20 protein-coding genes and 4 tRNA genes are annotated in these 22023 nt (G+C 55.3%); 7 read left to right on the forward strand and 17 right to left on the reverse strand.

The features are described 5' to 3' along the window. Window positions 1-32: 32 nt before the first annotated feature. The 8 genes from K4305_RS04430 to murA form a co-directional block, all read right to left on the reverse strand. Window positions 33-509, reverse strand: coding sequence for a hypothetical protein (locus K4305_RS04430; protein WP_331561165.1), 477 nt, complete (start codon window positions 507-509; stop codon window positions 33-35). A 432-nt stretch (window positions 510-941) separates the two neighbouring features. After that, complete coding sequence (locus K4305_RS04435) at window positions 942-2075, reverse strand: rod shape-determining protein (RefSeq protein WP_331561166.1); 1134 nt, start codon at window positions 2073-2075, stop codon at window positions 942-944. Window positions 2076-2369: 294 nt separating this feature from the next. Next, a tRNA-Gln gene (locus K4305_RS04440) sits at window positions 2370-2442 on the reverse strand. Between the two features lie 127 nt (window positions 2443-2569). Continuing rightward, on the reverse strand, window positions 2570-3460 hold the full coding sequence (locus tag K4305_RS04445) for a hypothetical protein (RefSeq protein ID WP_331561167.1): 891 nt from the start codon (window positions 3458-3460) through the stop codon (window positions 2570-2572). Between the two features lie 36 nt (window positions 3461-3496). Next, a tRNA-Arg gene (locus tag K4305_RS04450) sits at window positions 3497-3573 on the reverse strand. 7 nt (window positions 3574-3580) lie between these two features. Then, a tRNA-Glu gene (locus K4305_RS04455) sits at window positions 3581-3654 on the reverse strand. Between the two features lie 41 nt (window positions 3655-3695). Continuing rightward, window positions 3696-3769, reverse strand: a tRNA-Ile gene (locus K4305_RS04460). Between the two features lie 83 nt (window positions 3770-3852). Continuing rightward, window positions 3853-5127: a UDP-N-acetylglucosamine 1-carboxyvinyltransferase gene (murA, locus tag K4305_RS04465; protein WP_331561168.1), complete on the reverse strand. Its 1275-nt coding sequence runs from the start codon at window positions 5125-5127 to the stop codon at window positions 3853-3855. Between the two features lie 256 nt (window positions 5128-5383). Here murA and K4305_RS04470 point away from each other — a divergent pair, with 256 nt between their 5' ends. From K4305_RS04470 to K4305_RS04480, 3 genes are read left to right on the forward strand one after another with little or no spacing between them, the layout of a single operon-like run. After that, window positions 5384-6841, forward strand: coding sequence for a murein hydrolase activator EnvC family protein (locus tag K4305_RS04470; protein ID WP_331561169.1), 1458 nt, complete (start codon window positions 5384-5386; stop codon window positions 6839-6841). Between the two features lie 5 nt (window positions 6842-6846). Continuing rightward, on the forward strand, window positions 6847-7410 hold the full coding sequence (locus K4305_RS04475) for a hypothetical protein (RefSeq protein ID WP_331561170.1): 564 nt from the start codon (window positions 6847-6849) through the stop codon (window positions 7408-7410). After that, on the forward strand, window positions 7410-8246 hold the full coding sequence (locus K4305_RS04480) for an NAD+ synthase (protein ID WP_331561189.1): 837 nt from the start codon (window positions 7410-7412) through the stop codon (window positions 8244-8246). Before K4305_RS04475 ends, K4305_RS04480 begins: the two co-directional genes overlap by 1 nt. A 357-nt stretch (window positions 8247-8603) precedes the next feature. On the opposite strand, the gene nadB is transcribed toward K4305_RS04480, so the two are convergent. From nadB to mreC, 9 genes are all read right to left on the reverse strand, one after another. Beyond that, entirely contained in the window at window positions 8604-10199 is a 1596-nt protein-coding gene (gene nadB, locus K4305_RS04485) for an L-aspartate oxidase (RefSeq protein WP_331561171.1), read from the reverse strand. A gap of 20 nt (window positions 10200-10219) precedes the next feature. Continuing rightward, window positions 10220-10834, reverse strand: coding sequence for a DedA family protein (locus tag K4305_RS04490; RefSeq protein ID WP_331561172.1), 615 nt, complete (start codon window positions 10832-10834; stop codon window positions 10220-10222). Window positions 10835-10986: 152 nt separating this feature from the next. Beyond that, a complete protein-coding gene (locus tag K4305_RS04495; RefSeq protein WP_331561174.1) occupies window positions 10987-11532 on the reverse strand; it encodes a pyruvoyl-dependent arginine decarboxylase in 546 nt (181 codons plus the stop codon). Window positions 11533-11615: 83 nt separating this feature from the next. Then, entirely contained in the window at window positions 11616-12833 is a 1218-nt protein-coding gene (gene tyrS / locus K4305_RS04500; protein WP_331561175.1) for a tyrosine--tRNA ligase, read from the reverse strand. A gap of 25 nt (window positions 12834-12858) precedes the next feature. Next, complete coding sequence (gene smpB / locus K4305_RS04505; protein WP_331561177.1) at window positions 12859-13332, reverse strand: SsrA-binding protein SmpB; 474 nt, start codon at window positions 13330-13332, stop codon at window positions 12859-12861. 15 nt (window positions 13333-13347) lie between these two features. Continuing rightward, complete coding sequence (locus K4305_RS04510) at window positions 13348-14832, reverse strand: FAD-binding oxidoreductase (RefSeq protein WP_331561178.1); 1485 nt, start codon at window positions 14830-14832, stop codon at window positions 13348-13350. Then, window positions 14829-16778: a penicillin-binding protein 2 gene (gene mrdA, locus K4305_RS04515; RefSeq protein WP_331561179.1), complete on the reverse strand. Its 1950-nt coding sequence runs from the start codon at window positions 16776-16778 to the stop codon at window positions 14829-14831. The genes K4305_RS04510 and mrdA overlap by 4 nt, the downstream gene beginning before the upstream one ends. Before the next feature lie 3 nt (window positions 16779-16781). Next, on the reverse strand, window positions 16782-17273 hold the full coding sequence (gene mreD / locus K4305_RS04520) for a rod shape-determining protein MreD (protein WP_331561180.1): 492 nt from the start codon (window positions 17271-17273) through the stop codon (window positions 16782-16784). 3 nt (window positions 17274-17276) lie between these two features. Further along, the gene (gene mreC / locus K4305_RS04525; protein WP_331561182.1) at window positions 17277-18137 is read right to left on the reverse strand and encodes a rod shape-determining protein MreC; all 861 of its coding nucleotides are present in this window, start codon (window positions 18135-18137) and stop codon (window positions 17277-17279) included. Between the two features lie 142 nt (window positions 18138-18279). Between mreC and K4305_RS04530 the strand changes: the two genes are divergently transcribed. The 4 genes from K4305_RS04530 (at window position 18280) to K4305_RS04545 (ending at window position 21597) form a co-directional block, all read left to right on the forward strand. Further along, a complete protein-coding gene (locus K4305_RS04530; protein ID WP_331561183.1) occupies window positions 18280-18669 on the forward strand; it encodes a co-chaperone GroES in 390 nt (129 codons plus the stop codon). A 96-nt stretch (window positions 18670-18765) separates the two neighbouring features. Beyond that, the gene (gene nadA / locus K4305_RS04535; protein WP_331561184.1) at window positions 18766-19722 is read left to right on the forward strand and encodes a quinolinate synthase NadA; all 957 of its coding nucleotides are present in this window, start codon (window positions 18766-18768) and stop codon (window positions 19720-19722) included. A 35-nt stretch (window positions 19723-19757) separates the two neighbouring features. Continuing rightward, window positions 19758-20486: a hypothetical protein gene (locus K4305_RS04540; RefSeq protein WP_331561185.1), complete on the forward strand. Its 729-nt coding sequence runs from the start codon at window positions 19758-19760 to the stop codon at window positions 20484-20486. A gap of 10 nt (window positions 20487-20496) precedes the next feature. Continuing rightward, window positions 20497-21597 carry a pentapeptide repeat-containing protein gene (locus tag K4305_RS04545; RefSeq protein WP_331561186.1) on the forward strand — a complete coding sequence of 367 codons (1101 nt, stop codon included), beginning with the start codon at window positions 20497-20499 and terminating at the stop codon, window positions 21595-21597. The last annotated feature ends 426 nt before the right edge of the window (window positions 21598-22023 follow it).

The following is a 22023-nucleotide window of genomic DNA, read 5'->3' on the forward strand; positions in this document are numbered from 1 at the left end:
AACTGAAGCTCCTGCACCTGCCGAAGCACCTGCTACCGAAGAGGCAGCACCTGCAGCAGAGGAAGCAGCACCTGCAGCAGAAGAAGCAGCTCCCGCAGCAGAAGAAGCAGCTCCTGCAGCAGAAGAAGCACCTGCAGAAGCACCTGCAGCTGCACCAGCAAAATAAGCCGGTTTTTTCTACCGCTTTGACCGGGAAGGCAGTGTTTGCGCACTGCCTTCCTTTTTTTTCCTGCTCCCGGCAGGACGCCGCTCAGTCTCTTTTTCCCTGAAGCCCATTTGTATCCGCCCGTTTCTTGATTTCCGCAAAAAACAGGGCTGCCGAACATGTCCTGAGCGTGTCCGGCAAATATCCTCGCGCCTGGCCTGTTATCCGAAACCGAGTCTGAGAGAAGTCCATACGCCGCGTGATAACATGCTGCTGCCCGGAAAAGCCGGTGCTGATCTTTCCGCAGAGAGAGAGAGAGAGAACGGTTCTGCACAAGAGCCGGTTTGAGCCGCAATCTTCTCATGCAGAACAATCGCTATCAACCCATGCATCCGCGGCATTATTGACCGAAGCAATCCGGACGATGACAGCGCAAAAAGAGGGCTTGAGAAAAGATATCTGTTTTCGGCAAGCAACCATGATCCTTCTCCGAAGGAGATTGCCGATCCATACGAAAACAGATGGAGGATCGAATTATTATTGGAAGGCAGGCAGTATCAGCGAATCGGATCATGTATTGAACATCGGCATCGGAAAATCACAAGCTCTCAAAATATACGTATCGGACATGCTGAAGATAATACAGGTATATTGTTTTCCTGGGCGTTCAGGATAATGATAATGTAACCCTGATGCCCCGAAAAAACCGTTTCTGATATTAAAACATCTTTAACGACGTCCGACGACACAGACGGTCAGGTAACAGATGTTGTTATATAAGGTCATCGTCGGATTATCATAAATCATTGTCATTGTTGATGCTTTGATTATTCTCGATAGTCTGTTGAGATGTCCCCGATTCCGTATCCTGATTTTTGCCTGAAAAGAATGGATTTTTATTCTTGTTGGTGCTGAGAAGAGGTCTGTACAATGACAGGTCTTCAATAATGGTGCCAATCCCCATGATTACAGGGGTAAGGGGATTTTCAACCATATTGACGGGTATTGTTGTATCGGCGGCAATTTTTTTATTAAAGTCTTTAATCAAAGCTCCGCCGCCTGTAAGATAAATTCCTCTTTTAAGAATATCGACAGCAATGTCAGGTTTCGGAGAGAGAGCTTCGATGTTCTTTCTGATGGAAACAATTATTTGATTCAAGGGAGTTGCTATCACTTTTCTGATTGTTTCCGAGTCAATTTCAATGGTATCCGGAAGCCCTGTTTCGATGTTTAAGCCACTGACGGTCATTGACAGTTCCTGTTCAAGCCTCAGGGCTGAACTGAGAGTCTTTTTTATTGTTTCAATGACATAGTCGCTGATTGCCAGATTTCTGTTATCCCGGATGTAACGATTGATTGTGTCATCCAATTCAGTGCCGGCAATAGGTAACGATTCGCCGGATGCAATACCTCCAAGGCATATGACCGCTATTTCAGTAGTTCCGGCTCCTATATTGACAATCATATTGCCAACCGGTTCAAAAGGGTTCAGTCCGATACCGATCGCAGCGGCAATAGGTTCGGCTACAAGATAGATTTCTTTTGCTCCAATATGTTCTGCTGCATCATAGACAGCCCTTTTTTCTACTTCAGTTATTCCCATAGGAATACTGATAACCATACGACGAATGCTCCAGTAAAATTTTGTTTTAAACCTGTCGAGCAGCACTTTTATCATTTTCACCGTGCATTCGTAATCGGCAATAACACCTTTTTTGACTGGTCTGATGGTAATTATACCGGGATGTAGTTTTTCATGCATGATCAAGGCGTCGCGCCCGACCTCGAGAATTTTGTTTGAACGGGCTTCACAGGCTAAAATCGAAGGCTCATTTACGATCAGCCCCTTTCCTCGTTGATAGATCAGGGTGTTTACCGTTCCTAAATCGAGACCTATATCTATACCCCGGTCTAAATGCAATCCGTTCATTTACTTAAATATTTGAATTTGAATAAGATATAGTTTGTGTTTACTTCAGGAGATCTGGGCATACGACCTCACAATATACGAAAAATATAAATAAATAATTTTCAGATGAGTCGTGTTGGGCAGAGCGCATTGTTATGCAGAGTCAGTCATCAATCATAATGTGATTTTCATGCCAGATATCCTTTATTGCAAGCGCTTGCAGGCAATGATAAAAAGATTTTCAGGGGAAGGGATTGCGAATGGATCAAAAGAAAAAGCCCCATAACACAATCTGTTACAGGGCCTTATCGACTGCTGAGGAGCCAGGACTCGAACCTGGAATTGCCTGATCCAGAATCAGGAGCCTTACCAATTTGGCCACTCCTCAATAAGAGTCATGAATATAGTAAAAAAATATTGAATACAACACTTTTCTTGCTCCTGAAAAGAAAAAATCCCGGTTTTGCCATCAGTACCCCATAAGGGTCCCCACTGGTGCCTGTATGAGAGATCCCCTACAGGGAGAGCAGCAAAAGAGGGAGAAGTATCAGGCTTCCGATCATGGTAGCCGATGCGAGCGCTGCGGAAAAATCCGTTGCGGCACGCTCCTTTTGCAGGGCAGAGGAACGGAACGTTCCTGCCGGAGCCGCTGCACAGAGGATGGCGACGTTTTTCTCCATCTCCTGAAGGCCGCAAACTGCAGCCGCAGCATATCCCGCAGCCGCGCCGGCCGCCAGCCGTATCAAGAACCCGGAGAAGAGCACCCTCTTTTCTGCCGGAGTCACTCTCAGCGAAGCGCCGGAAGCAAGCAGGAGCAGCGGAATGGCCAATTGAGCGGTATCGTGCAGGGCTACGGCCACAACCGGTTCGAACCTGAAGTCTGCAATATTCATCGCCAGCCCGCAGGCCAGCGCCCAGAGCATCGTCTTATGCGCCGGTTCATGCTGCTGTGTCGAAGCGGAGAACGTCGTCTTGCGCCATGCAAAGCGAGTCAGTGCCAGCAGGGAAAGCAGGGATCCGCCATGGAACAGCAGGAACGCCGCGATTCCTTCGTTGCCGAAAAACGGCTTGACGAAAGGCAGGACGAATGCTGTATTGGCAGCAACGATTCCCATGGTAAAGGAGGCTCGCACCGGCTCGCCGGGACGCAGCAGAGATGCAGCAGTCACCGAGCAGACAAACATGAATGCGCTCACCGCCAGAGCTGCCAGCGGCAGCCGGATCATTCCGGAGCTCAGCGTGATATAAGGAAAAACGGAGAGCGTAAGGGCCGGAAGGCTGACGAGGGCGACAAAGCGGAAAAGGAATGAAACGGCATTATCGTCGATAACCCCGATTCTCCCGAGCAGCAGGCCAAGGAGAAAAAAAAACGGAACCGGAAGAAACAGGAAAAGTGTCTCGGACATGAACTGAGGTGCGGTTATGCTGTCCTGTGGCAAGTATGGTACACCCGAGAGGATTCGAACCCCTAACCTTCTGATCCGTAGTCAGATGCTCTATCCAGTTGAGCTACGGGTGCAACAGTGTAGCGTGTACGGGATTCGAACCCGTGATCTTCGCCTTGAGAGGGCGATGTCCTGGGCCACTAGACGAACACGCCATGATACTGTACTCCAAAGCAAACCCGACATCGATCAGGAGTGGGCCCTGTAGGACTTGAACCTACGACCCAGCGATTATGAGTCGCTTGCTCTGACCAACTGAGCTAAGGGCCCTCAAACCTTCGCTTTAGAGGCTGTTAATATAACTCTTCAAAGAAAAATAGCAAAACAATATTCATCTTTCCGGATCTTTTTTTTCAGATGAACTCCTGGTACTTCTCTCTCGATATCTCCGCTCCGAGCCCGGAGAGTTTCTCTTCGATTTTTTCGTAGCCCCGGTCAAGGTGATAGACCCGAAGCACTTCTGTAACGCCCTCGGCAACAAGCCCGGCAAGCACCAGACATGCTGACGCTCTCAGGTCTGTGGACATCACTTTCGTGCCCGAAAGTTTCCGCGGTCCGTGCACGACAGCCTGATTCCTGACGATGTCGATATGAGCACCGAGGCGGTTGAGCTCGGGAATATGGTTGAACCGTTCGTGATAGACCTTGTCGGTAATCCTGCTGACCCCCTCGGCCTGGGTCATGAGGGCGGTCCACTGCGCCTGCATGTCTGTCGGGAACGAAGGGTACGGTTTTGCCGTAATACTTGTGGCCATAAGCGTTTCCGGGCTTTCGAGCGTGACGCTCTGGTCGGAATGGGTGACAACGCAGCCAGCAAGAGAAAACTTTTTCAGCACCGATCGGAGCTGCAGCGGTTCCACGCCGTCCAGAGTGATGCTTCCTTTTGTTATGGCTGCGGCTGCAAGCAGGGTACCGGCCTCGATCCTGTCGAACACATTGGTGAATTCAACAGCTTTCAGCCTGTCGACGCCCTCTATCCGCAGTTCCGTCGTTCCTGTTCCCTCTATGCGTGCTCCCATTGCCGAAAGGAACCGGCAAAGGGTTTCGATCTCAGGTTCGGCCGCGGCATTGACAAGCGTCGTGGTTCCTTCGGCCAGAACGGCCGCCATCAGGGCGTTTCCTGTAGCGCCTACAGACGAGATCGGAAAGTCGATATGTCCGCCCTGCAGTTTTCCTTTTTTCGCTTTCGCCCTGATGAAACCGGTTTCGATGGTGATCTCGGCACCGAGTTTCTCCATGGCCATCAGGTGCAGATCGATCGGTCTGGGCCCGAACGCGCAGCCGCCCGGCAGCGACACCCTTGCCTCGCCGAATCTTGCGAGCAGCGGTCCGAGCACGTAGATGGACGCACGCATTTTCTTGACAAGCTCGTAAGGCGCCAGAATGCTTTCGACATTTCCCGCAGCCACCGTGAGGGTATTGCCTGAAAACGACGTTTCAGTTCCGAGGTGATCGAGCAGACCGGTGAACGTGCGGATATCCTGCAGGTCGGGTATCCTGTGCAGCGTGAACCGGCCTTCGCCGACGAGCAGCGTCGCCGCAATGACGGGCAGTGAAGAGTTTTTCGATCCGGAAGCGGTAACCCGCCCGGACAGACGGTTTCCGCCTCGAATGACAAGCTTGTCCATGGTGATCCTGAGTCGTGAAAAAACCCATATTTACTGATTTCGATCCAGAAAAAACAGAAAAAAAACATCCCGCCCTTTTTTCGGATGAAAAAATTTATGATTAACCTTTCGTATGAACTTTTGGGAACCTCTGAAAAGTCACCGGCCAACCCGGGCAATTTGGGCGCGTAATAACTTTTTGTAGGTTACCTCTTGTCAATCGGATCGAACAGATACTTGCTTCTTTTTCACTGCCTGAAGACGTGTTATGTCCATCATGAGCGCACAATACCATCCAGAGACCGTTCGCAGATTCCGCAGGATTTTCTTTTTCCTGCTTTTCTTTCTTCCGTTCGTTGTTTCATCTGTTCCGGTTCTATCCTCTCCGGTCACCAACAACGAGATCCGGCAAATAAAAAAAGAGCGCCAGGCGATCGAGGCGACCCTGAAAAAGCTCCAGAAGGAGTTGCGCACATACCAGTCGAAGCTCAACGCGACGGCCAGCAAGGAAAAGCGATCGCTCGCCACTCTCGAAAACATCCGACGCCAGATACTCGTTACCGAGAAGCTGATCGCAGAAAACCAGAGCTACCTTTCCGAGCTCGACGATGATATAGACAGCCTCGGCAGCGAAATCGGAGCGAACCGGAAAAAGCATGCGCGGCTGACCGGCGATTTCCGCAGAACCGCCATATCTGTCTACAAATACGGACGCAACCGGGAAGCCGAACATCTTTTCTCGTCCGGATCGGTCAACGAAGCGCTGGCAAGGGCCCAATACATCGGATTTTTTTCAAGGGCGGTAAGCGGCAATGTCGAAAAACTGAGGAAAAATGCCGCCGAGCTCGAAAATAACCAGGCGACGCTCAAGAAGCGATTCAGGCAAAAAGCCGCGGTGCTCAAAGAGCAGGAGCAGCATCTGGAGAGCTATGCCCGGACGCGCAAAGAAAAGGAGCTTGCGCTCGTGAAGCTCAAAAAAGACAAACAGCAGTACGCCGCCCAGTTGGACACGGCAAAAAAGCAGCGGCAGCAGATCCAGTCGAAAATACAGAATCTCGTACTCGCCGAGCAGAAGGCAGTGGCAGCCGAGGAAGCCCGGCAGCAGCGATTGCTCGAAGAACGCAGAAAGGCGGAAGCTGAGCGTCTCGAAGCTGAGCGTCTCGAACAGCAGAAGCTTGCCGCCGGCACTGTGACCCAGACTCCATCCGCCTCTTCCGCTCCGAAAACGCCCGCTTCGGCGGCAAAAACGGCTCCGAAGCAATACGCATCGAAACAGACTCCGACCGTCGTTCCCGACTACTCATCCAGAGATATCGAACGTGTTTCCGCCGATTTCAACAAGGCATACGGAGCGCTGCCCTGGCCGGTCAGGGGAGGCGTCGTGTCGAGAAAGTTCGGTACTACCGAAGACAGCGACCTCAAAATCGTTTCGACCAACAACGGCATTGATATATCTGTGCCCGTCGGCACTCCCGTACGTGCGGTATCGGGCGGAAAAGTCGTGCAGATAGCATATCTTCCGACTTTCGGAAATATCGTGATCGTCAGGCACCCGGACTCCTTTCTGACTGTCTACGCCAATCTCGGATCCCTGAACGTGACGAAAAACGACATCATCAAATCGCAGCAGCTCATCGGCGTTTCAGGAAAAATGCCCGAAGGAGGTTCGGTCGTTCATTTCGAGATATGGAAAGGGACTGTCAAGCAGAACCCCGAACGATGGCTCCGGAGATAACGCAGATGGACATAAAAAAGCTTTTTTTATCCATAGCGGCGGTTCTTTTTTCCCGCCGGAAATTCTGGCAGGATTTTTTCACCGCCGGAAGCTCCGCTGAACAAAATCTTCAGAAAGATTACGTCCTGCCGGTCATCGCCATGGTTCAGCTCGTGAAGTTTCCGCTCGTCGGCACGCCCCGTCTTGCCATGTATGCCGCGCTTGCCACCTTCATGCTCGATATCGCGGCGCTCTACCTCGTAACCGGCGGCATGTTTCGCCTCCTCGACAGCGGTCGGGCCACCGCTTCCGATACAGATGCAGCAGCGCTGGCAGCCTTTTCCCTTACTCCCCTCTGGCTCGTCGAACCCTTTTACTTTCTCGGCGAATGGAGCTGGCTTTTCGCCGCCGTTGCGGCCGTGTATGCCGTTGTCATCCTCATCGACGGCATGAACGAGCTGTTCGAACGCAATCCGCTGCCTCTCCGGGCCCCACAGGCAAATGCCTCGCTCCTGCTTGTCGGCGTGAGTATCGCCCTGTTCATTGTCGAAAGAGGTATAATCCGTTTAATCGATACGCTGCATGTATGATGAAGCCTGAAGAACTGCATCTCGACTACGAAATCGTTGAAGAGCTGCTCAAGTCGTTTCTTCTTGACGAAATCCGCAAATTCGGCTTCCACTCCGTAGTCGTCGGGCTCTCCGGCGGCATCGACTCCGCCGTGGTCTGCGAGCTGGCCGCCAGGGCCTTCGGCCCCTCTCATGTGCTCGCCCTGCTCATGCCCTATCGGTCGAGCAGTCCCGAAAGCGTCGAACATGCCCGGCTGCTCGTCGACAAACTCGGCATCCGATCCCAGACCATCGACATTTCATCCGCGGTCGATGCCTTTATCGGCACTATACCCCTGGAAGAAAGGCTCAGGAGGGGCAACATCATGTCGCGTACCAGGATGGTCTATCTCTACGACATCTCCGCCCGTGACAGGAGCCTCGTCATCGGAACGAGCAACAAAACCGAGCTGTTGCTCGGCTACGGCACCCTCTTCGGCGACATGGCATCAGCGGTAAACCCGGTTGGAGACCTCTACAAAACCCAGCTGCGGGGTCTTGCCCGCCACCTCGACATTCCCGAACCGCTCCTTTCCAAATCCCCGTCCGCCGATCTCTGGGAAGGGCAGAGCGACGAAGCCGACCTCGGATTCTCCTACGAAGAAGTTGACTGCCTGCTCTACATGATGCTCGAAAAAAGGATGGACCGCCAGACCATTCTCCGCGAAGGCATTTCCCCCGCATTCTACGACCGCGTCCGAGCCATGGTCGTCCGCAACCAATACAAAAGAATGATGCCCGTCATAGCCAAAATCTCAAGCCGAACCCCCGGCATAGACTTCCGCTACGCCAGAGACTGGCAGGAGAAGATTAATTGATAATTGATAAGTTGAGCTGCAAAACAACGTCCCCTACTACCCCCCCGGAAAACAGTCTTCCCGACTTCGATAAGTCCCATACGTCGCATAGGTCCCATAAGTCCCATGCTTGAATGCAACTTGAGCTGCAAAACAACGTCCCTTGCTGCTGCGTGCGACTCACATCCCACACTCTTCCATCCGTGAAAATCCGCATTCAATAAGCGGGAACCGCGATCTTCTTCTTCATGGCGGATAGCGAGACAGCTCGAAAGCTCAATAGCAAGAAAGTGTAACACATAGAGCGTAACCCAATAATCCGTGCCAATCCGTGCTAATCCGTGGGCAACTCTTCCTCTTCAATCCCTGCTCCTCTTTTCAGAACGACCGCAGTACCGTATCGATAAGAAAATGCTTGTCGTCGCGTTCCGGGTAGTCGGTGGTGTAGTGCAGGCCTCTGGATTCGCGGCGCTTGATGGCGCTTTCGATGATCAGGTTTGCCACCTTGATCATGTTGCGCAATTCGAGGATCTGGGTGGTGATCTTGGTTCTCTTGTAGTAAGCCTCGGTTTCATCCTTCAGGAAATCGATCCTGCGTTTTGCCCGCTGCAGGCGCAGGTCGCTGCGCACGATGCCGACATAGTCGTTCATCACCTCCTGGGCCTCGCGCTTGTTGTGCGACACCAGAATCCACTCTTCGGGATTGACCGTTCCGCTGTCGTCCCAGTCGGGAAACCTGGTATCGTTCTGCAGCAGAGGGAGCTGGTGGCAGATATCCTCATAGGAGCGCCATGCGAAAACGAGGGCTTCGAGCAGCGAATTGCTGGCCAGCCTGTTTGCGCCATGCACGCCCGTACAGCTCGATTCGCCGCAGGCGTACAGACGGTTCAGCGTCGTCCTGCCCATATCGTCCGTACGGATGCCTCCGCAGGAATAGTGCGCGGCCGGAACGACCGGTATCATCTCTCTGGTTATATCGATACCGTACTTCAGGCAGGTTTCGTAGATGGTGGGGAAGTGCTCCCTTGTTTTGGCCGCGTCGATATGGGTAACATCGAGAAAGACGCACTCTTCGCCGGACTTCTTGATCTCCGAGTCGATGGCCCTTGCCACGATGTCCCTCGGCGCCAGGTTCTGTCGCTTGTCGTACTTGTGCATGAACTCCTGGCCGTTCTTCAGCTTCAGGATGCCGCCGAACCCTCTGACCGCCTCTGAAATCAGGAACGATTTGGCTTTCGGGTGATAGAGCGATGTCGGGTGGAACTGGATGAACTCCATATTGGCGATCTCCGCACCGGCCCGGTAAGCCATGGCGATACCATCGCCGGTAGCGATATCCGGGTTGGTGGTATGCTTGTACACATGGCCGAGCCCTCCCGAAGCCACCAGGGTAACCCTGGCCATGATTTTTTTCGGCTTGCGCTGCCTCGAATCGAGCACGTAGGCGCCGTAACAGGTAATATCGTTGGTTTTGATGCCCAGATGGTGTTCCGTCAGCAGTTCGATGGCGAAATGGTGTTCCAGCAGGGTGATGTTCGGATGACTGTTCACCTGGTCGAGCAGGGCCGACTCCACCTCGCGCCCGGTGAAATCGTGCGCATGCACGATCCTGCTGCGCGAATGCCCTCCCTCCTTGCCGAGATGCAGATGGTCGTGATCGGACGTGGTGAACCGCACCCCGAGTTCGATAAGGCGCCGGATATGCTCCGGGCCCTCATTCACCATTATGGCAACCATGTCGCGGTTGCAGAGTCCGGCGCCGGCATTGAGCGTATCGGCAATATGCAGTTCGGCCGAATCGCCGCTGTCGATTGTGGCCGCTATGCCTCCTTGAGCCCAGTTGGTGTTCGACGTCGAACTTTCTTTTTTGGTAATGATGGTAACCTTTGCATGTTCGGCCATATTGATGGCGAAATAGAGGCCGCCGATGCCGCTGCCGATCACCAGAACATCGGTATGTAAGGATTCAGTCATACATCACAGGGAGAGTAGGTTCATGAATGTTTTCCGGGTCTGAGGTGTCTGATGGCGCTGATGACGATCAGCACGATGCCGGCCATGATCACCACATGCAGATAGCCGACCACCTCAGGGAACAGAGTAGCTATATAATAACCGGTCAGCGTGAAACAAAGCACCCAGAGCACGGCGCCGCTTACGCTGTAAAAGAAAAAAACCCGGTAAGGCATGCCGGCGACGCCCGCGAGCGTTGCGGCAAAACTGCGTACCACCGGTACGAACCGGGCGAGAAAAACGGTTTTCGCTCCATGCTTTTCATAGAACGCTTCGGTTTTCTTCAGATGCTCGCGGTGGAAAAAAATCGTCTCCTTCTTTGAAAACAGACTTTTCTGCAACTGCCTTCCTATGAGATACCCGGTCGTATCGCCAAGCACGGATGCGCAGCTCAGCGTCGCGATAACGGCAACGATGTCGAGTTTGCCCGACGCGGCGATAAGCCCTGCAGTGAGCAGCAGCGAGTCTCCGGGCAGAAAGAACCCCGCAAACAGCCCGGTTTCGGCGAAAACGATGGCAAAAAGCAGGAAATAGCCGCCCTGGAGGATCAGTTCGTCAAGCGTGCGGATATGCTCCAGTGAGGCAAAAAAATCCATAGATAGCAAGAAGGATGCGGAATTAAATAAAACGGGGAACCGGTCTTCCGACCCTGTTCCCCGTTTCCGTTCGACAGCGATGTGCCCTAAAAATACCCCCTGCGGGCGGTGGAGATTCCTCCGCGCGGCGGCGAGGGAGTCTCATGATCCGTTCAGGGCAGGAGTACCGCGCAGGAAATGACTGTTGTCCAGAGGCCGTTTTCGCCCTCTGCCGACTGCGTGATATTGTAGGAATTGATGATTTTGCCGCTCATCTTGTAGATGCCCTCCCGCTCGTCCCAGTCCTTGTTCGGATCGAACTCGATACCGAGCGTCGTGGCAAGCATGGTGGCCGCAAGATCCTCGGCATACTCGCCGGACTGTTCGTCCGACTCGCCGTACGGGTGGTGTTCGGAGAGATAGCCGTACTGCGTATCGTCGGCAGGGATAGCCACGCCCACCGAAGCAGATATGAGCCGGTTATACTCGTTGGTCGAGTTGCGCGCCATGACCGCAAAGGTGATCTGGCCGGGAGAGAGCAGTTTCAACCCTTCCTCGACGCTGATGCGCTGGCACTTGGGCGGGAAGATGCTTGAAACGGTTACAAGATTGCACTTTTCGATCTTGGCATCCCTCAGCGCGAGCTCGAACGATGAAAGATACTCTTTGTGTCTTCCGACACCCTTGGTGAAAAATACTTTTTTCGGGACGAATGACAATGCCGTTCCTCCGGATGGATTAGTGTAATATGACTGCCTGCTCGATGGTCGAGTTGCTCAATTATAGGAAAAAGCGCCGGCATTCAAAACGATTTTTTCGCCGCGACTTTATAAAACTTTCTTTTGCCGGCCCTGATGATTACCGGTTCATCTCCCGGCACGATCGAGGCATTCACGTCGGCGATTTTCTCCTCGTCCGCCGTCACCGCGTTCTGCTGAATCATGCGCCGGGCTTCGCTTTTCGACGGTGCGGCGCCAAGCCTCACGAGCAGCTCGACCACAGGGACGCTGACCGCGTCGAACTCGAACAGCTCGATATTGTCCGGCGCTTTCTTCTGCACGAAAACCCGGTCGAAATGCTCTTCCGCCTCGATGGCGGCTTCAGGGGAGTAGTACTGCGCCACGATCTCTTTTGCCAGAGAGCGCTTCGCCTCTCTCGGATTGGTTTCGATGCTTTCCTTCAGGCCGGCAAGGGATCCGGTTCTGTGCGACACCAGCAGGCGGTGCCAGGTTTCGATCAGCTGATCCGGAATCGAAAGCGTCCTGCCGTACATGTCGTGCGGCGTATCGTTGAAACAGACGGCGTTGCCGAGCGACTTCGACATCTTCTCCTTTCCGTCGGTGCCCACAAGCAGCTCCATGGTGATGCAGGCCTGCGGCGCGATGCCGTATTCCCGCTGCAGGTCGCGTCCCACCAGCAGATTGAACTTCTGGTCGGTTCCCCCCAGCTCCACGTCGTTTTTCAGGTGAACGGAATCCATCCCCTGAGCGAGCGGATAGAGGAACTCGTGGATCGAAATCGGTTCGTTCGAGCGGTACCGCCGTTCGAAATCGTCCCGTTCGAGCATCCGGGCCACCGTGTAATGGCTCGACAGCCTGATGACGTCAGAAAAAGTCATTTTTCCGAGCCAGTCGGCATTGTAGCAGATGGTGGTTTTACCTGCATCGAGAATCTTCGACGCCTGCTCGAAATAGCTCTTGCCGTTTTCGCGCGCCTCCCCGGCCGAAAGCTGCGGGCGGGTTTTGCTTTTGCCCGAAGGATCGCCGATCATGGCCGTGAAATCGCCGATGATGAGAATCGCCTCATGGCCGAGATCCTGGAACTGGCGGAGTTTGCGCAGCACCACGGAATGGCCCAGATGGAGATCCGGGCGCGACGGGTCGGCGCCGAGCTTCACCTTCAGCGGCTTGCCGCTCTGCAGGCTGTGGCGCAGTTTTTTTTCGAGTTCCTCGATACTGATGATTTCAACCACATTGCCTGCAATGATATCGAGCTGTTCCTGTACGGTTGGAAAACGCATTGAAAAAAAAAGAAAAGAGTTAAGCTTAAAAATTCTTCTTCAGCTGCTGCAGCTGCCGTTCGTTCTCCCGCGACTTGAGGGTTTCTCGTTTATCGAACAGTTTCTTGCCCTTGGCAAGCGCAAGTTCGACCTTCAGAATGCCCCTGTCGGTGAAAAACGCCCTCAGCGGAATGAGCGTCAGTCCCTTCTCGCTGATCTTCGACTGCAGCCTCCTGATCTCCTCCCGATGCAGAAGCAGGCGCCGGCTCCGCTTCGGTTCGAGCTTGTCGAGCGTGTTATGCTCGTAAGGGGTGATCTGCATGTTCTCGAGCCAGACCTCTCCGCGGTGGATGACGGCGTAACTCTCGTTCAGGCTTGCCTTGCCCAGCCGGACCGATTTCACCTCGCTGCCCAGCAGTTCTATGCCGCAGACGACCGTGTCGATGATGTGATACTCGAACCGCGCCTTCCTGTTCTGTATGGAATGCACATAGTTCGGCTTGTCCGGTTTTTTTGCCAAAACGTCCTCTCGTGATTATGCAGGTTGCTCAAGATACGACGCCGGTATCAGGTTCCCGATATTGAGCACCAGCTCCGGGTCGAAGATTTTTTTTATCCGCACCATCTCCATGATGCTCTCGTCGCCGTACATGGAGGCCAGATAGCGCGATTTCAGCTTTCCGACACCGTGCTCGGCCGAAAGCGTCCCCCCCAGAGCCGCCACTTTTTCCACGAACTCCCCGTAAAGCTGCCTGGCTCGCAGGAACTCCTCCCGGTTACGGGGAAGGATGTTCAGATGCACATGCGCGTCGCCGATATGGCCGAAGATAATAAAGACGAAATCGTTTTTCAGGCACGAACTCTCGTAAAAATCGTACAGTTCCCTGAACGAAGCCGCCGGCACCGCCATATCGGTGCTGATCTTGCTCTCCTCCTGGCGGCTGAGCCACTCGTTAACGAGCAGTGGCAGCGCATGGCGGAACGCCGTCAGTTTTCGCTGTTCTTCCCGGTCGAGCGCCATCCATGTCGTTTCGAGCGGAACGCTGCACCGCTCCATAAGATCCAGCCAGGCCTGCAGGTCGGCATCCTCCCTTTCGGGATCGGTTTCCTGCTCGAAGAAAATCGCCCCGGCGGTACCCGCCGGAGTGTCGGGGTACTGCTGCCGCAGAAAGTCGAGCGAGCGCGAATCGAAAAGCTCCAGCACCCTCGGCCGCACGCCGCTTTCCGGCGAGCGGGCGGCTTCCGTGAACGCGAACAGGTCGTCGATCGAGCCGAAAAAGGCGAGGCCGGCAAACAGATGGCGGGGGAGAGGTATCAGCTTCAGGTCGGCTTCGACAATGATGCCGAGCGTTCCTTCGCTGCCGATGAACAGATCGATCAGGTCCATTCCCTCCTTCGAGTAGTAGCCTGCATTATGCTTGCTTGTTTCCGGCATCCGGTACTGTGGCCTCCTGAAAACGATCCGGCCGGCGACCGGCAGGTCGAGGCGGAAAAAGCCCTCATCGTCGGCAACATACCGCCCTCTCGGAATATCGAGCAGATCTCCCTGGGGAAGCGCCACCAGAATCCTCCGGACATGCTCGCGCGTCGAGCCGTACAGGAACGACCTCGACCCCGAAGAGTTGTTGGCGATGGTGCCGCCGATGAAACAGAGGCTCTCGGTAGGATCGGGAGGATAAAACCACCCCGTATCCTCCGCCTTCCGCTGAATATCCGCCAGCACCGCTCCGGCCTCGACCCTCATCGTCGCCTCACAGGCCGAGAGCGCCTGGGGTTCGCCTGTACGCTGCAGCCTGTGCGTGGCGATCACCCAATCGCCTTCGGGAATCCGTCCGCCCGTCGTACCGGTGCCGTTGCCGGCAATGGTGAAGCGCTTTCCGCTGCCCGACTCCGTTTTCAGCAGTCCGGCCGCCTCGGCCGCGCTTTCCGGCAGGTATACGCCCGGCGTACGCCCGGTTCGCAGGTTGCTCGTATCCGTCAGGAAGGCCTGTACGGACTGCGGATCATTCTTGAATATCACTCGGTCTCCTCCTCCGATGCGGTTTGCGGTTCGCTCTCTGCGCTCTCCGTCCGGGTAGCCGGAGCCCCCGTTGCGGCCGCCTCCGGCTGCGCTTGCGGCGCCGTTTCAGCCGCGGCGGCGCTGCTGTCCCGGCTTCCTGCCGGGGCGGTCGGCCTGACGGCTGCCCTACCGGCCGAATCCGGCAGCTCAGGCTTCTTCTCCTGCACATGATACCTTATCAGCTCCCGTGCGATAGGCGCTGAAATCGATCCTCCGAACCCGGAATTCTCCACCAGCACGCAGACGGCGATTTTCGGATTCTCCATGGGAGCGAACGCGATGAACCAGGCATGGTCCCTGCCGTGCGGATTCTGCGCCGTTCCGGTTTTGCCCGCCACCTCGATGTCCGGAAGGTTTGCCTGCCTGCCGGTACCCTCCACCACCACGCCGCGCATCGCGTTCCTGATATAGTCCAGATTCTTTTCCGACAGCGGCAGTTTCCTGTGCCGGTAGGCAAGCGGCACGTACCGGCCTGTCGCCGCGTCGCGGTATCCCTTAACAATATGCGGCTGGTGCCAGGTTCCCCTGTTGGCCAGCGCCGCCGCGTAAGTCGCCAGCTGCAGTGGCGTGGTGCCGAGCTCACCCTGGCCGATAGCGAGGCTGACCAGATACCCTTTCGTCCATCCGCCCCGTCCGTACCGTTCGTTGAAAAATTCTGTCGAAGGCAGAAGTCCGGAACGCTCGCCCGGAAGGTCGATGCCGGTTTCGGCGCCGAATCCGAGTATCCTGCCGTACTTCGTCCAGTTTTCGAACCCTGTCTGGAATATCAGGTTGTAAAAGTAGACGTTGCTCGAATGAATGATGGCCTTGTTCATGTCGATCGGTCCGAGCGCATGCCCCGCGTGATTGCGGAAAGCCCGTCTGCCGAACACGAAACTGCCGCGATCGAGGAATATCGCATCGGGGTTCACCTTTCCCTCCTCGAGAGCGGCCATGGCAAGCACCATCTTGTAAATCGACCCCGGAGGGTAGACCGCCTGCACCGTCCGGTTGAAAAGCGGTTTCTGGGGATTGTTCATGATGCTCCGCCACCCGTCCGGATCGGTCGAGCCGTTGAAGATATCAAGGTCGTAATCGGGCGCGCTGACCAGAGCGAGGATGCCTCCTGTCGACGGATCGATTGCCACTACCGCTCCGGATTTTCCGGTTTCCCTTATCAGCTGCTCGGCGAGCTGCTGCAGGCCGGCGTCGATGCACAGGTAGAGATCGTCCCCCCTGATGGCCGCAATGTCGCTTCTGCCTTCGTCGTATCTGCCTACATATTTGCCCAGCGGATTGACCATTCGGAACCGGGCTCCCTTCTGCCCCTTCAGCCGCTCCTCATATATCTTTTCAAGGCCGCTGAACCCTATCCTGTCCTCCTGGGTATACCCTTCCTCCGAAAGCGTTTCGAGCTGCTCCTTCGAAACCAGCCTGACATAACCGAACAGGTGCGACCCGTAGACGGAATCCATATACCGGCGTTTGTTGTCCGCCTCGATCAATATGCCCGGCAGCTGCCAGAGATTCTCGCTCAGGCGGGCTATAAGCACGGGATTGAGGTTTTTGTTGATCGTTGCCGCCGAAAACCGGTTGAAGCGCTTCCCTTTAAGGATTTTCTCCTTCACTTCATCGGCAGGCATACGCATCAGCCTGGCCAGAAGAGGGGCTTTCGAAAGCTGGAACTCTGCCGGCACCACCTTCACCGAATACAACGGCTGGTTATCCACCATGATATGGCCGTTCCTGTCGATCATCCGGCCTCTCGGCGCCTGCTCCCAGACCCTCCGGATGCTCGCAGCTGACGATACCGTTCCGAGCTCCTCGAAATTCAGCACCTGCAGATAAAAAAGCCGTCCGAAAAGCAGGCAGAATACGGCGATCACCAGATAAAAAACCAGTGAAGCTCCCCGTTGAATGGTATCCATCGGCTACTCGGAAAGAGTTTTTCTCAGATAAAGCCTGTTCACGATCACGCCGAGCAGAAGGTTCAGGACGCAGGCAAGAGCGCCGTTGGCGAAAATACGCAGCAGGAGCTGCTGTCCGAGCGGGTTCTCAACCAGGTTGAAAACAAGGTTGCCCGCAAAAGAGGCCATCACGATGGCCAGATACAGCATCCTCGATTTCTGGGACCTGGTGGCGTGGCTCTCTTCCGGCACATGGAAATAACCCGCCGTAAACCCCTCGATCGTCCTGAACAGCAGGTTTACGCCGAGATTTCCGGAGAACAGGCCGGCAATCAGGCCGGCCGCGAAACCGAAAGCCATGCCGGTGCGCTGCCCGATATAAACGGACATGAGGGAAAGCAGCACCGTCACCATATCGGGCGAAACGCCGAACAGCGACAATCGGGACATGCCGAATATCTGCAGCAGGGAGACTACGAGCAGTACGATAACAAGTGGAAGGAGGGATTGTCTCACGGCTCAGTTCACAGGGTTGATGGTTGAGGGTTCTCTATGGGGCGTGACGATGTCAAGCAGGTCGGGCTTATCCTGGTCTCTCTTAAGCGGAGCGACAAGCACATAGGAGAGGGTTGAAAAATCGACAGCCAGCCTGATATCGATGGTATAAAAAAGCTTGTCGGGCCTGATACGCACCACTCTGCCCACGGGAATGCCGCCTGGAGCGAACGTGCTGAAATCGGTCGTCAGCATCTCTTCGCCCCGTTTGAGCGGACTGCTGATCGGCATATGCTCGATGCTCGCAAGATGTTCTCCTCCGCCGTTCCAGGCCAGAATCCCCATGGCATTGCTTTCCGAAGAGATCACGCTCACCTTGAAATCGGTATGGATGACCGGCATGATAGCGGCATGACGCTCCGTAACGTAAACGACCCTGCCGACAAGGCCTTTCGGGGTAAGCACCGTCATATCCGGCCGGATTCCCCGGTTTTTCCCGGCATCGATCATAAGCATGTTTTCCCGCGCGCTGAACTTCCTGTCGATCACCCGGGCAACCACATAGCCTGAAGCGTCGAACGACGAATCGGCTGACAGGGCGCTTCGGGCCTTCGTATCGCGCAGCAGTCTCTCGTTCCGGAGGCACTTCGAAAGCAGCTCCGAATTCAGGAGCATCAGCCGCTCGTTCTCTTTGCGAAGATTGAGCAGGTAGCCGTAACTGACGATCTGCTCGTTGACCGATGCCTCGATCTCTTTGAACGAACCGCTGATGCTCGACACGATATCGTCCTGCTCTAAACGGACGACAAGCAGCGCTATGCCGCAATAGAGCATCAGCAGCAGATATGCGTTATGTCTGACGAGAAAAGATAAAAACTTCTGCACGCTCTTGAATTCCAATTATTAAAAGACGCAAAGCCCGCTCTTTCCGAAGGAGCCCCGCGATTTGCCCGGGCGGTTATTTTTGTTACATTTTCCTCTTCCGGGAAAGCACCCGATAGTCTTAAACCGACAACCATGCAAACATATGGTGCAAAATGCAAATATAACAGATAAATTTATAGTTGTCGGCGACAGAGTGCTCATCAGACCGAAATCTCACGACGATCGCACGAAATCGGGCATCTATCTTCCTCCCGGAATCCAGGAAAAAGCCAGAATCCAGAGCGGTTACGTCATCAAAACCGGTCCCGGCTATCCCGTAGGTCCCCCTCCGGAATCCGACGAACCATGGAAAGAACAGGTTTCCGGCGCCCAGTATATACCCCTGCAGGCGAAAGTCGGCGATCTGGCCATATTCATCCAGAACAGTTCCTACGAGATCGAATACGAAGACGAACGCTACGTCATCGTACCCAACTCGGCCATCCTGCTGCTTATCAGGGAAGACGACGATCTCGACTACTACCTGAAATAATACCTCTTCGGCCCGTCGCACCCGGGACGATCGTCACCGCACAGGGGCGCGTTCCGCAAGAGAGAGGATCCCGAACCATTAGCCGTAAACGCGCACATGATATCCGAAACCGCACAGCCGAGCGCCACAAGCGAGGAACTGATGCTCCGCGTACAGGAGCTGAAACGGGAGCTGAACGCCGTTCTGCTCGCCCATTACTACACGCTGCCGGAAATACAGCAGGCGGCCGACGTCGTAGGCGACAGCCTCGCCCTTGCCCGGAGCGCCGAAAAAACCGGCGCCGACGTCATCGTCTTCGCAGGAGTATACTTCATGGCCGAAACCGCCAAAATCCTCAACCCCGAAAAACTCGTGCTCGTCCCCGACCGGTACGCCGGCTGCCCGCTTGCCGACAGCTGTCCCGTCGACCAGTTCCGCGACTTCCGGAAGCGGCACCCCGACGCCGTCGCGGTCAGCTACATCAACTCTTCGGCCGAAATCAAGGCGCTCTCCGACATCATCTGCACCTCCTCCAACGCCGAACGGATCATCCGCTCCATACCCGCCGACCGGCAGATCATCTTCGGGCCCGACCGCAACCTCGGCGGTTATCTCATGAAAAAACTCGGGCGCGAAATGGTGCTCTGGCAGGGATTCTGCTATGTGCACGAAGCCTTCTGCGAACAACACATACTCGAAACCTGCCGTCTGCACCCCGAAGCGCTCCTTATCGCCCATCCCGAATGCAGGGAAGAGGTGCTTCGCCACGCGGCATTCACCGGCTCCACCCAGGCGCTGCTCGACTACACCGTATCGAGCGACGCCACGAGCTTCATCGTGGCTACCGAGCCCGGCATTCTCTTCGAAATGCAGCGGCGTTCGCCCGGCAAAACCTTCATTCCGGCGCCCAAAGACCGCGATAACCCCCGCAGCGTCTGCAAACAGATGAAGCAGAACACGCTCGACAAACTCGTCCTCTGCATGCAGAACCGCGCTCCGGAAGTGACGTTGCCCGAAGATCTCCGAAAAGCCGCGCTGCAGCCCATAAAAAGGATGCTCGAACTTTCGGCATGACCGCCATGCCACACACCTCATAAATCGCAAGGCCCATGAAGAACCTCCATTTCCGAAAACCGGGGGGAGCATCGTTCATCTCCATTCTGGCCCTCCTTTTTTTCACCACCACCGAATCCTACGGCTGGCACGACCGGACTCACCTGGCCATCGCAGAGGCCGCAGGCTTCGAACTCTGGTACAGCGCCGCCGCGCCTGACGTCGTAAAATCAAGAGAGGCTTTCCGGCCCGCCGAGGAAAAGAACCACTACCACAACAACAAAAAACAGCATGCGGTCACGCCGGAAATGGTAATGGAGCAGGTCGGGCGGTACAACGATCCCACCGACGACGAAGGGCACCTCTACGGCGCCATCATCGGCACCCTGCGCGACTACAAAGAACTCAGGCGGAGCGGCAAATACGCCAACTACCCGCTGGTCTTCTGCGCCCACTATGTCGGCGACCTCTCCATGCCGCTGCACAACGTTCCCTACGACGCCTTCAACAGAGAGCGCCACACCATCAACGACGGAATCATCGAATGCAGCGTACAGAACAACGTCGGCTACATCCAGCGCAGCATCTACGATATTTCCATCGAAAGCGAAGAAGATCTCGCTGGCGAAGTGGCCCGGATCGCCGAAATCTCGCGCAGGCTCGGCAGGAAAATCCGCAAAGAGAACCGCAACCTGACCCAGGCCGAAGCCTACGGGCAGGTCATCCACAGCGCATCGCTCTTCCGGGCCATCCTGCAGCACCTCGGCAAGAACCCCTGCATGTAAACCGATTCCAATGGCACAGTTGCAGCACCTCGACATTCTCGCCGAAGGAACGGTTTCATGGAACCGGTGGCGGAGCCAGAACCCCAGCCTTCGCCCCGACCTTTCCGGAGCCGATCTCGGAGGCCTCGATCTGCGGGATGCCGACCTGTCGGGTGCGCTGCTCTCCGGCGCGATACTCGTCGGAACCGACCTTCGCAACGCCGACCTCAGAGGGGCCGACCTCAGGGGAACCGATCTCTTTCATGCCGATCTCTCCGGCGCCGAGCTCAGCAAAAGCGCCATCGACATCAACACCCGCTACGACGCCGTCCGCGGCTGCGATATCGGCGTCAACGGATTTTACTCCCCGCAGACCGATTCCGCCGCCCTCATGCGGCTCGATCCACCCGGCAACTCCATGCAGGGCTCCAACGCCGAAGCCGTCATCGAAAGCCTCAAACACGCCAGGAAACTGCACACCTTTTCCATGATCCTTGCCGGCATCGGCCTGCTATTCATCGTCATCCGGCCGAAATCCATCACCCTGCCATACCTTGCCGGCTCGTTCAAATTCGACGATCTCAGCTACGCATTCATGGCCGCGATGCTCTCCACAGGCCTGCTGAGCCTCGTGGCCACCTTCATCGACTCCGCCCTGCAGGGAGCGCGTTACCTCAACGACCGCCGCTCGGCGATGACCGTAGGGCACTTTCCCTGGGTACTCTCGAAATACGAGCACGACCCCGCCGTACGCCGTCAGTCGAAGCAGCTGCGTTTCTTCATGAGCTTCCACCCGATGGTCTACCTCTACTTCTTCGTCAAATGGGACTCGCTCCTCCGCGGCGACTGGGCAGGCGTCGTCAGCCACTACCAGGAACTTCCCGTCATTCTCGGCGAATGGCTTCTGCCGCTCTTCTTTCTGCTGCTGATCAGTCACTGCCGGAACATCTTCAGGCTCTCCGAAGGGTTCCAGAAACCCATACTCTTCGACACCCTCACCGAACGAGAGCGTCGCACCGACATGGAACGGCTCGCCCATGCCGTCGAAACCCAGGCAGCCGAAATAGCCGCGCTCACCAGGCTTATGCGCAGCGAAAAACAAGACGCCCCCCCGACCTCGTCCCCATCGTGACCCACTCATCCCTCTTCCATCCTGTCAATCCGTGCCAATCGGTGAAAATCCGTGGGCAAAACTCTTCCTCGTTCAATCCTTCGGGCTACCGGCTAACTGCCCACCGCCCACCACTCACGGCCCACAATCTTTTAATCCGTGAAAATCCGTTTTTAATCAGCGGGAACCGCGCTCTTCCTCTTCATTGCTTGATAGCCCGACAGCTCAATGGCTGAAGAGCTTGATACAACCCCCGGTAACCCCTCATCCAAAAATCCGTGCCAATCCGTGAAAATCCGTGGGTAAAAATCTTCCTCTTAAATCCCACCGCCCACCACTCACGGCCCACAATCTTTTAATCCGTGAAAATCCGTTTTTAATCAGCGGGAACCGCGCTCTTCCTCTTCATTGCTTGATAGCCCGACAGCTCAATGGCTGAAGAGCTTG

The organism is Chlorobium sp. (assembly GCF_036528655.1).
In the GTDB taxonomy this organism is placed as follows: domain Bacteria; phylum Bacteroidota; class Chlorobiia; order Chlorobiales; family Chlorobiaceae; genus Chlorobium.